Consider the following 12,875-nt stretch of genomic DNA (forward strand, 5'->3'; position numbering starts at 1 on the left):
AGCCTCGAAGCGCTTGCCTTCGTGTGTGGAGCGGCGATCAGCGCGTTCGTCCGGTTGTGTCGTGAGTCGACCGTCGAGGTCACGGGCCGCAACGCCGCAAAGGAGATCACACGTGGGCGCACACGACGCCATACGCGGGTTCGAGTACCAGTTTCTCTGGACCCTGGAGTACGGGCTGTCGGCACTGTTGGTCGACAATCCGGCATCCACAGCGATTCAGGTCGAGGGTGTCCTGACCACCAGGCTGCAGGCCGATCAGGACATCGTGGACTTCGGGGTGCGGTGCGGCGACCGGATCACGACGGTCGCGCAGATCAAGAGCGGCGGCGCGAACTCCGCGTTCACTGCGTCGAACCTCCTGTCCATCGCGGTCCGCCTGCTGACCCATTCCGCCGAGCATTACTTGGTGGTGACCAACCGCTCGGCCGGGGACAACCTCTCCGAGTTGCTGGCCTTGTTGCGCGATGAACGTCCTGACCTGCGCGAACGGGTACTCGCCTTGGCTGGCCGCTGGAAGGTGGCGACCGAGCTGGCAGCCCAGGAGCCAGAGTTTTGGCAACGACTTGTCCGCATGGAGGTCGTGCTGGACCCGCGCGATATCGAGCAGGTGCGCGTCGATGTGCAGGAACGCGTCCGCGCAGCCCGACACCGGGTGGCACCGTCGACCGTGGGATGGGACGCGGCGGGCCTGTTGACCGGCTATCTCGTGTGGGAGGTGATGGGCAAGGCAGCGGGTCCTGCAGTGGCCGAACTGCCCATGAGCGCTCTGGTGCGCATCCTGGGGACCAGCGTTGAGGCGCTCACCGCGTTGATCCGCGAGCGAGACTGGGCGATCCCGGTGACCCCGGCACCCCGGACCGGGGATATCGCCCGGCCGGAGTTGCTGGCAGACCTGCGACAGCATCTGCCTTTCCCCGTGCATCCCAATGCGGCGCCCGTGTGCCTGCTTGCGGGTCTGTCAGGGACCGGTAAGAGCAGCTTGGCCGTGGCCTGGGCCGACGACAACGCGTACAGCTACGAGTTGGTCATGTTTGTCGACGCGACATCACCGTCCCAACTGGCGGCGTCGTTCAGTGAAGTCGCGGACTGGTTCCGGGCTCACGGCCTGATCGACAACGACGACGCCGACCTCTCGTTGCGCCAGCGGATCTTCGGCGTACTGGCGCGCAGCGCACGCCCCTGGCTTCTGGTGTTCGACAACTGCGCGGATCAAGCCGTGGTGCGCGACTGGATTCCGCCACGCGGATACGGGCATACGCTGGTCACGACCACCGATCAGACCCCGCTGGCGGGCCCGTCCACCGCGAAGATCGAGGTTGCCGGGATGACCGGTGGTGAGGCCGTCGAACTGCTGGCCCGACGCGTGCTGGGGAGCCGCACCCCAGATCCGCAGGAGCTGGAGGCACTGGAGGAGCTCGCGGATCTTCTGCATCGCTGGCCGCTGGCTCTGGAACTGGCGGCGGCGTACTTGGTGAGCACGGTACTGGAGTACCAGGGCGACCTTGCTCGTGCGATCGCCGGATTTGGAAGCTTGCTCCAGCGCGCCATGGATGACGCTCCCTCGGTGCCGCACGGTTATCCGCACACGGTGGTCGGCACCATCACCGCCACGTGGCAGCGGATAACGAGCCGGGCAGAACCCCCTGCGGTGCTTGCCGCACAAGCTCTGCGCGGCGCGGCCTTCGTTGCGTCGCGACAGATCCCGGTACACCTGCTGCTGGCGTCGGCCAGTCCCGAAGTCCACACGGCGTTTCCTCACTACGCCGAGTCTGATCCGCCGATCGGTGAAGTCCTCCGTGCTATGAAGCGCGACTCGTTGGCGGTGATGGACGAGCACTTCCCGATGCCTGCGGAGGCCATCCACGGGCTATCCGGGCTCTCGAATGCGTCCATCACGATGAATGACATTGTCCAGTTCATAGTCCGAGGACTGGTCGACCGCGAGGGGAATACCAGTTTCACGGTGTTCAAATTGGCGTTCTGTACGCAAGCGTGGCTGCAAACATTCACCTCGCGCCACGAGATGGGTACAGCCGCAGCCATGGTTGCCCACGCCATCACCCTTTCCGAGCGCACCATCGAACTGGCAGACTTCAACCAGGCCGTGTCGCTGTTGTGGGGCAACACCGCGGGCATCCTCGGGTACTTGGAGGAATGGCAGACTGCCAAGCGGTATCTTGCCGCCGAACTCGACTATCTCGACAGTCAGTCCGATGATCATTCACTCGGTCTCCGCGTCCAAACGCTTGTCTCCTACGCTCACGCGCTGTACGAACTCAGCGATCATCCCCGCGACAACGTGGAGCACATCGTCCCGCTGTTGGAGCAGTTCGTGACCCAGGTGCCCCAAGTGGTTGGCCTGGACCAGGAAACGGCAGCCCTGACGATCCGCATGGCTGGTGCCACGGTCATGAACCTGCTGATGCACGGCGTCGAGCATCCGAGATTGACCGCGTTGGAATCGGCGCTGCGTGATTTCCGCCGGCTCGTTCCTGCCACCGGCGGGGACGACTGGTTCGAGAACCTGACCGGGCTCACTCTGCTGATCAGGACCGGTCGTACCGCGGAGGCCCGCGCGCAGGGCGAGGCGATGCTGAAGCGCATGCATCCTGCGCAGGTGGAGTACCCACAGGTTTTGCGCATCGTGGCAGAGGCGTGTGTCCATCTAGGGGATTGGGACGCCGCGAAGGCGATCGTGGACGAATTCGAACAGGACATCCAGTCCGGCACACTCCGCCGATTCGACACCTCGACACTGTTGCGGAACTTGAGCACAGGCTGCGTGGAAGGCTTGCTCAACCAGGACAAGGCGGCCTTCGAATTGCTCGCGTCGGTGGGCCGGATGGCGACGGCGGCATTGGACAAGGGTGTCAAGCTTCAGGCCGGAGATCGAGACGTCATCATGGTATTTCGAGCGCTGAGCTGCTATCTCAACGGAGACAAGTTGAAATGTCGCAGTCTGCTCGACCAGGCTGTGCCCGCAGAGATCGAGGCCGTGGATCGAACTGGGTCCGTCAACGTCATGCGCCGGCTGTTGCTCAACGGATGCACCGACCGCCATGACCCGCCCTTCGGAACATCGTTCGAACTGCCGAGCGAAAGCAGCGAAGGCACGCTCGGTAGACGCCGGGGTGTCGCCACTCCGGATACGGTGCTGACTCCCAATGAGAATGCGATTCGCAATTCACTGATAAGTATAGGTGCTGACTCGGCACCCGCACGTGCCGTGGGAGCGGCGCAGGTTACCCGTGCCGCGGGGCACGCTCCGCGTGATCCGCTGGAAGTCGCGGTCGAGACGGCGTTCGCGTTGCGTGCGATGGGACTGTCGGCGGACATCGCCGAATTCATCCTGTTCGTCTTTCTCGATGACGGCACCCTCGCGTTCGATGAGCCGATGAAGATGGCTGCGGCAGATCCCCGCAAGGTGTGCACCTACCGCGGTCCGCATCAGGTTGCCTGGCTGCGGTCGCCGGGACAGCTGGTGGACCCGGTAGTTCCTCAGCTTCCGGCAGTTCGCACCATTGCGACAGACCACGAAATGCATCGGCATCCTGTGGTGGTCCCGATCGGCACCGACATGGACGTCCCCATCCTCCGCCTAGGTGGGCTGGCCATTGCCTACCACACCCTGGGCGCATACGGCCTCCATGACGTGGCGAAGACCCTCCCATCCGACCGACTGCAGGCTTGCGAAGCGAATGCGATCTTCGTGGCCTACCAAGCATTAATACTGCTATCCACCACTGGTTCAGACTTCATCGTCCAGACAGAGGAAACGCATCCTGCTCTCGCCGGTCTCATTCTGCGACCCGAGCGGCTCCTTGCCGCGCAACACGGCGGATGGCGATGACAATGGCCGACACCGTAGCGCGGATGACGTTGGGACTGTACCCGCCTCTGCCTGATGTCAAAGCTTGGCCTGGATGGCGGGGAGGTTCCTCGTCTACGGACGTTGTCTACGGACGTTGCTGACGAAACGCGGAACCTGGAGCCCAGATGCTCTACACCCGAGGATCGGCCGTCGGGCGCGACGCCGCTAGGTAGTCGTCTCCGTTCCAGCGGTAGTTGCTGACCTGGACTGGCTCGCCGAAGGTCGGCGCGTGCACCATCTTGCCCGCGCCGATGTACAGGCCCACGTGGTGGACGTTGCCGGGTGTGCCGTAGAAGACCAGGTCGCCAGGAAGCAGTGGTTGGCCGGCGGGTACCAGTGGTCCCGCGTTGTACTGGGTTTGCGCTGTGCGGGGCAGGTTGATGCCGGCAGCGTTGTAGGCGGCTTTGGTGAGGCCGGAGCAGTCGAAGCCGGCGTGTCCGCCGGCTGGTCCGTTGCCGCCCCAGACGTACGGGAGGCCGAGTTGGCCGCAGGCGAAGTTGATCGCCATGATCGCGGCCGGGTTGGGTGCCTGGATCTTGTTGCAGTCGCCGGTTCCGACGGTGGCCGTGCCGTACCGCTTTGCTTGTGCCAGAACGCCGTTGACGTACTCGGTGGAGTGGTTGTAGGCGAAGAGTGCCTTGCGGATGTCCTTCTGTGCTCCGGAATCGCACAGGTAGAACGCGGCGGCGTAGATGGCGTCGTGCGGGTTGTAGCGTGACGGCGGGTTCGAGCCTCCGGGCGGGATCGTGTGCCGCGCGATCACGCCGTCGAAGGTGGGCTTGAGGAACTGCATGGGACCGCCGGCCCCCATGTGGTTCTCGCCTTCCTTGATGCCCTCGCCGGAACCGCGCCCGTGCTTGGATTCGGCATCGCCGATGGCGGCGAGGATCGTCCAGTCCAGCCCTGGGCACACGGAGGCTGCTGCGCGGTAGAGCGACAGGTAGTCGTTGGGGATCTCGGCGATGGCGGCCTGGCTCGGTTCGGTGCCACCGGTGCCGAGCAGCGCACTGACGATGGCTTTGCCGACGCCCCCGATGAGGATGGGGACGGCGATGATGGCCGCGACAGCGGCAACGGCGATCTTCATGGGTCACCTCCGGAAGCGGCTGGTGGGTAGGGGTGGCGGGAGCGGGTCTGGCGCGGCCAGTTCCGCGGGCGCCTGCTGGGCCTGGGCCGTGGTCGACGACGGCGCCGTGGTGGGCGGGTCTGTGTGGGGCCAGAGCTGGGCGAGTTCGGCGAGCCGCAGCCGGCCTGGCCGTCGCGATGCCGTGCCGGAGATCGGCAGCCACCGGGCGACAGCGGGGTTGTTCTCGCCGGCTACCCCCGCGACGTCCGCGGCGCTGGTGGCGACGGGCACGAGTGCGGGGCGGTCCAACTGGGACAGCGCGTCGGCGAGCGCCCTGCACGCTGTGGTTTCCCGGCGGTTGGTGGGCAGCCACACCAGGATTGGAGTGATGATTCCTGTTGTGGTGGCTAGCTTTTCGTAGCCGTGGAGCTTGCGGCCGAGCTTGCCGAGGTCCTCGGTGCCAAAGTCGAATTCGAGGAAGAACTCGATCTGCCGGTCGTCTTCGCGCCAGCGGCCGTAGGCGTCCGGGCGGACCATGTCGCCGAAGAGCCGTCCGCAGCGCAGCTCTGACCACCAGGCGGTCAGTCGTCCCTGTGCGCCGGACCGTCGGCTGATTGCGACGAGGGTGGTGAAGAAGCCGTTGACACCCACGGTGTGCGCGAGGCGCAGGGAGTGGGCGATGCCGATGGCGTCTTCGTGGCGGTAGCCGAGTTGCTTGGGGTCGAGACCGTCCTCGTAGGCGAGCGCGACCGCTCCGGCTATGTCGAGCACGTAGTGCATCGGTGCGGTGCCGGAGCTGACGAACGGCTGGAAGCGGTCGACGACGCGCCACTTGAACAGGTCGAGCAGGCGGTGGTTGGCCGCGCGCATGGTCGGGTAGCAGAGTTCGACGATCTGCTGGGTGGTGAAGACCTTGTGCTCGTGCAGCATCCGGGCCAGCCATCGGTCCCGGAGGGTAAGCCGTCCGGCGAGCTGGGCGTGGTGCTCCCCGGTGGTGGCCGCTCGTGGCGTGGGGCGTTGGGGCATGTGCCCGCGCAAGGCCCTCTGCGGCGTGGGATTCGAAATCATGGGTCGGCACCTCCCAGTCGTTGGGCCGGAATGGGGGAAGGTGAAGGCAACGCATGCGGGATCACAGGAGCGGAACGTGCGCGATAGGTGAGCCCGCATGCGTTGCAGGAGAACGAGAACTGACGGGTCAGGCCGCTCGGCGTGGGTCCACAGTGGGCTGTCCGGATCCACCCGCGGCGGTGTCGGCGACAGTGACGGGCGGGCGTGTGTTGACCCTGGCTGCTTTGCGGATTACCTTGGCGCGCCCGGGAATCGCGGGCGGGAGCTTCTCGGTGACCGCAGTGAATGGCGGTGCTTCCTCGCCGCCCAGGACGAGCCGGGCGGCGACGTGGTACACGCCGAGATTGGACAGGTCGTGATCAGAAAGCCGCGGCATGGTGTGCCGGGCCAGCCTCTTCGCATCCTCGGGCGACGCGTTGAAGAAGATCTTGCTGCGGGCGTTGGTGCTGATGCCCTCTTCGAGCTCCTTCGGTAGCTGCCCGAGGTACTGGTGCGCCAACGCGATGGAGAGCCGGTAGCCGCGGGCCTCGGCGAGCATGTCTTCCAACGGATACGCGAGGTTCAGGAAGTTGTGGCACTCGTCCACGTAGAGCCCGCAGTCGCGGCGTTGACGCTGCGGGACGCGAGCTCGACGGGTGGCGGCCTGCCAGGTGCGGGCCACGACGATGGAGCCGACCAGCCGCGCGGTTTCCATCCCCAGTGCGTCGCGAGCGATGCGCACCAGGCAGATGCCGCCGGTGTTGAGCACCTCGTCCATGTCCACGGTGGACGTGCCACCGGCGATGGCGGCGCGGACAAACGGGCGCAACAGGAAGCCGCGGATCTTGTTCATCAGCGGCGCGATCACTTGTGCGCGGCTGGCTTCGGACAGGTCTTCGTACCAGGACCAGAAGCCCTTGAGGACCTCGTCGTCGATCTGGTCGCAGGCCCGTTGCCGGAACGCCGGCACGGTGAGCAGCTTGGGCAAGTCGACCAGCGTCGGCGTGCCGGGCATCGCGGTCAGGGTGAGCAGCCCGGCGCGCAGGATGTCGTCCGTGCGCGGACCCCACGAGGAGGCGTAGATCCGGGAGAAGATGCTGACGAGGTTGTCGACGGCGCGGGCCTTGTCCGCGCCCTCCAACGGGTTGAGCACCGGCGGGCGGGCTCGGGAGTCGGCGTCGAACAGCACGACTTTCTCGCCCAGTTCCTCGGGTAGGCGCATGAGGATGTCGCTGACCAGGTCGCCCTTCGGGTCGACCACGACGACACCGCGGCCGGCCTCGGCGTCGGCCAGGATCACCCGGGCCATCAGCTCGGACTTGCCGGAGCCGGTGGCGCCGAGGATGTGCAGGTGGTGGCGGGCGTCGGCGACGTGCAGCCCGACCGGGCGGGAGTGCCCAGAGTCCGACAGCCCCAGGGGCTTGATCTGCTCGCCGATCGTGGCGATGCCCGGCGGGGGCGGCACAGCTTTCGCGCCGGCCCGCTGCAGGCCAGGGGTGGCCTCGTCGATCGGCAGGTGCGCGATCGCTGCCAGCTCCGGAATCGACAGCAGGTCGCCCTTGCCCAGGCGGCGTTCGGCCAACACGGCAACCGGGTCATGGCGGATCCGGACCCGGCGGTAGTAGTTGTGCTCGGAGTAGGCGGCGAACGCCGAGGCGATCGCGTGCCCGCGGCCCCGCAGCACCTCCCGTACCGCTTGGACCTCGCCTGCGGTGGCGTCATCGGGGACGGTGGTGGCCACGGCGTAGCGGATGCGGGACTCGAACTGGTTCGCCCGCAGCTTCTCCACGACCGCGCGGTCTTGGGCGGCGTACTCCAGGCTGGTCTGGCGATCCAGGCCCGGTGTCCGCGTGCTGGTCGACGGCTTCGGGGTCTTGCCCGGCGTGATGGCGTCGAGCAGTCGGCCGACCAGGTAGACCGACCCGCCCGCATGCACCCGCCGCGCCGCGCGACGTGCCTTGGTCACCCGGTGGCCGGCGACCGGGCGGGCGAGGATCTGCACGCAAGCCCGCTCGTGCGGGCCGAGCCCGACCGGCGCGCCGAGCATCGCCCGGATCGGGTCGGCCGGATGCTCGGTGCGGATCGGCAGCGCCTCCGAGCGGGCCAACCGCAGTTCACCCCCGACCGCTTCGACGCGCCGGCCTGCTGCCGCCGCGGTTGGGATGGGGGACTTGGCGGGGGTGGTGCGGGTGTGCGCGCCGGGCCAGGCGGCCTCGATCGCGCGCTCGACCATGCCGGGCGGCACCAGGCCGGGCACCCACAGCCGGATCTGCACGCCGTCGTCGGTGAAGGTCAGCTCGAAGCTCAGGTGCGGCTGCCCGCCGAAGCGGCGCAGCCAGCCTGGCCGCAGCAATCCGACGAGGTTGGACCACACGGTGATCGCCCCGGACGGGTCGACCGTCGGTGGTGCGAGCACGGTGACCAGGCGGGCATCGGTGGCCAGGCGCTGCTGGTAGCGGCGGCGCCACCGGCGGCGCGCGACGACCGCGGCGGTGACGGCGACCACGAGCACCGGCCCGGCGACCGGTCCCCAGGTCAGGGCGAGGTCGCGCAGGTGCCCCAGCACGTTCTGGAACGCGCCGAGCGGGTCACGCAGGTAGTCGCCGACCGGTGAGGCCAGCGCGTCCGCGGCCTGCTCGACCCGCGGAGGGACGAGGGTCGACAGGGGTGCAGTGGTGGTTGGCCAGGACATCGGTGACCTCCCCACGGAAGTGGTCGACGGGACGGGTGTGAGCAGCGGTCAGGTCGCCGTGACTGGTCAGCCGGCTCGCCCGTGGGCTGCTGGCTGTGGTCGGGGCGGGTGTTGTCGACCACGAGCCGGAGGTGCCGGCGGTCCCCGCGGGCAGCGCGTTCGGCGTCGACCTCGGCTTGCCACTCGGAGAACCGACGGCCGGCCAGCCGCTTGAGGTAAGGCGGGAATGCGGTTGGCCGGCACACCGACCAGCCGCGGGCCCAGGACCGCGAGCAGATCGCTGGATTCCTGCGAGGCCCAGCCCGCCTCGGCGATCGCGGGCTCGTCGGGAAACATCCGCGACCCGGTCGACGGCGGGATTCAGCGCGGCATCCTGTGTCCCGCCATACGAGTAGACCCACAGGAAATTCGACGGCGGGTCAGGTTCGACGAGCGTCCGGAATCGGGACACACCTTTGATGTAGATGGGTATTCCCACGGGTGCGAATGGTGTAAACGGATTGGGGCGTGCGGTTACGCGGCGTCGAGTTCGATCTGCGACGCGTAGCCGTCGTCGAACGAGTCCGCGATTCCCGCGGCGTCGTCCGCGCCGAGTTCGACGAAGGAGGTCTCGATTCCCGACAAGTTTTCGGAATACCCGGCGATTTCTGCGGGGTTGGACGTGGCCAGTTCGTGCTCGACTGGGGAAGAAATGGACTGGAAGGCCACGCGCTGTGTGCCGGTCGACAGGAGCCCCTGGCCGCGGTCTGCGGTGAGCAGGAACTGGCGTTCACCCATGGAGAGCTCGAAGGTGCGGGTGATCTCGTCGATCGCCTGCGAGGCTTGCCGCAACAGGATCTGCGTCGCGGCGTTCGCCACTACCGCCTTGCCCAGATCGGAGCCGAGCACGTCGGCCGTGTCCTGCGTGGCCACTGTGAGGCCGGCCCACTGCTTCCGCGACGCTTTGGCCATCCGGAACAGGAACTCGGCTCCCGCGGGTTCCTTCATCAGCAGCCAGGCTTCGTCGACCACGACCAGCCGGGGTTTGCGGATGGCCGGGTTGGAGACCTGCCGCCAGACTGAGTCGAGTGTCAGCAGTGTGCCGATCGGCTTGAGCTCGTCGGCGAGGTCCCGTAGTGAGAACACGACCAGGTGCCCTTCGGGGCGGGTCGAGGTCGGCCCGGAGAACAGCCCGGAGAAGGCGCCGGTGACGTACGGGTGCAGCCGTGCCGCGAGCTCGAGCCCGGCGGGGTCACCTGTGTCGGCGAGGACCTCGGCGAGGTCGGCCAGCAGTGGCGCCGGGCGGGTCCAGGTTCGAGGGTCCGATGTGATGCCGACGCGCTGGTAGGTCGCGGTGATGGCCCGGTCCAGCGCGGCCCGTTCGGTCGCTTCGAGTTCGCTGCCCAGCAGCACCGAGATCACGGTGTGCAGGAACAGTGACCGGCGGATCAGCGCGTCGCGCGGCGCGGTGCGGCGCCCGTCCGGGCGGGTGTGGATCGGCAGGTCCATCGGGTTGAGGCGGACCTGCTCTGCGCCGAGGTGCACATAGGTGCCGCCGACCGCGGCGGCCAGTCGGGCGTACTCGTCCTCGGGGTCGATGACGTGGATCTCGATCCCGCGGTACAGCGAGCGCAGCAACTCCAGCTTCACCAGGTAGCTCTTGCCCGCGCCGGAGCGGCCGAGGATCACGCTGTTGTGGTTGTCCAGGGCAAACCGGTCGTGATGCACGAGGCCCTGGCTGCCAACGTTGAAGCCGTAGAGCACTCCGCTCGGCGCGCCGACCGACGTCGGGTCTGGCGGCGGCAGGTCCGGCGACGTGAACGGGAAGGCCGCCGACAACGCCGAGGTGTCGAACGTCCTCCTCATGCCCACGAGATCGAGACCCATGGGCAGGCTGGTGATCCAGCCCTGCAGGCTGCGGTACGTGGTGGGTTTGCAGTCCAGCAGCAGCGACGCCGCCAGCGACCGGATAGCCGCGACCTCGTCACCGAGAGCCTCCTCGGACGGGGCGTGCACAGTCAGGTACAGCCCGAGCCGGTAAAGCTTGCCCTCGCCACGGGCTACCCGTGCGGACAAGTCGTAGGCGTCCTCGGTGGCTGCTTCGACGTGCGGGTCGACCAGCCGGCCTTTCTCGCTGGTGTGCCGGCGACCGCTTTCGAGTTTCGACAGCTGCTTCTTGAGTCGGTTGGCTGCGGTGACCGGGTCGATCGGCTCGATGTGCAGCGAGACGTCGACCCTGCCGGGGTAGGTCAGCAGCGGCTGCAGCCACCCGTTGTGCACTTCGCGTGGGTAGCCGACGACGGCAAAACTCGCGACCCATTCGCCACCAACTTCCAGCGCACGAGGACGGACGGAGATGGCGTCTGGCGTGAACGCGCTGGCACGCCCGAGCGGCGGTTGCACGCTTTGGGGCTTCCGGCCGCGGCGCTTGTCCTTGGTCTTCATCAGCGGTACCTCCCCGCGGAGTTGGCGTAGTCGTCGGGGTCCTCGGCGGTGTCGTCGAAGTCGTCGTCCCAGGCGTTCTCGGCCTCGCTGAACTCGTCGTCGGTGGGGAACGCGGCGGGGCCGAACGCGCTGGTGTCCCAGCTCTCGTCCGGGGCGGTGGTGATGACCTCGTCCGAGGCGGCGAGATCGGAGTTCGGCGGGATCACGCTGTCGGGGTTGCAGGCTGCGGCGAGCACTGCGGTGGCCTGTCCGGCGTCCAGCGGGGTGACCACGATCCCGGACGGGGAGAGCAGCTCGACTGCCTCGCCGAGCCGGCGGACCAGCCGGGCCTCTGCGGCCCGCCGGGTCGCGTCATCGAGCAAGGCGGCTTGCTTGGCGGCCTTACGTTTCGCGGTCAACGCGGCCAGTGGCGAGGCGCCGCCGAGCCCGTCGGTCGGTCCTGTGGTGAGCAGCGGCTCGCGCAGGATCAGCAGGACTTGGCGGCGCAGCAGATCGGTGGCGCGGCCGAGCTGGTCGAGGTACTCGGCGTGCTCGCGCGCCGCCTGTTCCAGCGCCGGGTGTGGCAGCCCGCCGGCCTGTTCGCGGAGCTCGGCGATCTGCCTGGACAGGTCCAGTCGTTCCGCGCGCACCAGCACCTGCACCAGCGCTGTCAGCGAGTGCAGATACCGCCCGAAGGAGGCGACGAGGGACTCTTGCTCGGCGGGGGTGCGCAGCCCGAAGTTGATCGTGGAGCACACCGCGACCACGGCGACGCCGTCCTTGCCGAGGTCGATGACACCGGTGTCGGTGACCGCTTCGGCGGGCAGCCGCAGCGCGGCCGGCGAGACCGCCGACGCCGCAGCATCCGCGCCGTCCTTCGCTTTGGTGCGGGCCTTGCTGCTGGCGTTCGTGACCTGGCTGCCCAGCCACTCGGGGGCCGGGCGGATGCCTTCCGGCGCGGCCACTCGGTGCTGTGGGCTCATCCGCTGTCGCAACGCCGCGAGCACCAACCGGTCGAGGGTGATGCCGTCGCGCTGGCCCAGCGCGAGGAAGGCGGCGGTCACCCCGATCGGGATGGCGACGATGAGGAACACCACCAGTGGCACGAAATCGCGGGTGATGTTGTACGTCCCGTACAGCACGATCCCGGTGGTAGCGAGGATGAGCAGCTGCCGTGCGGTCAGCGGACCGATCACCCGGTCCTCGCGGTCGACGTCGGCGGGAATCCTTACCGGCTGACTCATTTCCCTTCACCTCCTGGAGCGGGTTTCGGCGCGCGGAACACCGGCGGCGGAACGGACTGGGTGCGCCGGTAGGCGTCACCGATACGCGGCTCGGGCTGTGCCTGCCGGAACACCGGCGCGGCAGGAGCAGACGCCGGCCTGGGTGGCGACGACGGCTGCCGCGCGAGCGGCGTGGCGGGCCGAAACTGCAACTGTGGCGGCACCGACGCCGTGCGGATCGGACGAGCCGGCGGCGGGGTGGCGCCACGTCGACGCGGCCCTCCGGCGGCTTGGAACTGGGGTGTCGATCCCGGCCGCTGACCCCGCCGAGGCGTAGGCGCGGCGGGCGTGGATGCAGAACTGAACTCAGGAGGCATGACTGGTCCCTGGTGCGCCGGGGTGACGGCGGGGTCGTGGGTGGAGTCTTGGGGTGAGGGCTGCAGGAACTGCGGCGCCTGCGAGGGCAGCCGCGACCGGCGGGCCGCGCGGGCACGCTCGGCGTCATGGGCCGCCTTGAGCCGCTTGTTGACCCTCTCCGGGGTGGGCGCGAGGCGCGGCTGCGCGGGCGGGGGC

The 12,875-nt window shown here is 68.1% G+C and carries 7 protein-coding genes and 1 pseudogene; 2 read left to right on the plus strand and 6 right to left on the minus strand.

Annotation, left to right across the window (positions count from 1 at the left end; genetic code table 11):
* Positions 1-112 precede the first annotated feature (112 nt).
* On the plus strand, positions 113-3,850 hold the full coding sequence (locus tag WBA97_RS38370; protein WP_424235954.1) for a hypothetical protein: 3,738 nt from the start codon (positions 113-115) through the stop codon (positions 3,848-3,850).
* Between the two features lie 151 nt (positions 3,851-4,001).
* Here WBA97_RS38370 and WBA97_RS38375 read toward each other — a convergent pair whose 3' ends face one another.
* The 6 genes and pseudogenes from WBA97_RS38375 to WBA97_RS38400 all read right to left on the minus strand — a co-directional run bounded on the left by WBA97_RS38375 (position 4,002) and on the right by WBA97_RS38400 (position 12,323).
* On the minus strand, positions 4,002-4,958 hold the full coding sequence (locus WBA97_RS38375) for an NlpC/P60 family protein (RefSeq protein WP_424235955.1): 957 nt from the start codon (positions 4,956-4,958) through the stop codon (positions 4,002-4,004).
* Positions 4,959-4,961: 3 nt separating this feature from the next.
* Complete coding sequence (locus tag WBA97_RS38380; RefSeq protein WP_424235956.1) at positions 4,962-6,005, minus strand: replication-relaxation family protein; 1,044 nt, start codon at positions 6,003-6,005, stop codon at positions 4,962-4,964.
* A gap of 127 nt (positions 6,006-6,132) precedes the next feature.
* On the minus strand, positions 6,133-8,676 hold the full coding sequence (locus tag WBA97_RS38385; protein WP_424235957.1) for a type IV secretory system conjugative DNA transfer family protein: 2,544 nt from the start codon (positions 8,674-8,676) through the stop codon (positions 6,133-6,135).
* 83 nt (positions 8,677-8,759) lie between these two features.
* Positions 8,760-9,139, minus strand: a pseudogene (locus WBA97_RS38390) (GP88 family protein); the annotation flags it as partial.
* Between the two features lie 50 nt (positions 9,140-9,189).
* On the minus strand, positions 9,190-11,100 hold the full coding sequence (locus WBA97_RS38395; RefSeq protein ID WP_424235958.1) for a VirB4 family type IV secretion system protein: 1,911 nt from the start codon (positions 11,098-11,100) through the stop codon (positions 9,190-9,192).
* Positions 11,100-12,323: a PrgI family protein gene (locus WBA97_RS38400; protein WP_424235959.1), complete on the minus strand. Its 1,224-nt coding sequence runs from the start codon at positions 12,321-12,323 to the stop codon at positions 11,100-11,102. Before WBA97_RS38400 ends, WBA97_RS38395 begins: the two co-directional genes overlap by 1 nt.
* A 354-nt stretch (positions 12,324-12,677) precedes the next feature.
* On the opposite strand from WBA97_RS38400, the gene WBA97_RS38405 reads away from it, so the two are divergent.
* Positions 12,678-12,875, plus strand: a 198-nt coding sequence (locus WBA97_RS38405; protein WP_424235960.1) for a hypothetical protein, incomplete at its 3' end; no start/stop codon positions are given.

Origin of the sequence: Actinophytocola sp. (genome assembly GCF_049647105.1) — a bacterium.
Lineage (GTDB): Bacteria > Actinomycetota > Actinomycetes > Mycobacteriales > Pseudonocardiaceae > Actinophytocola.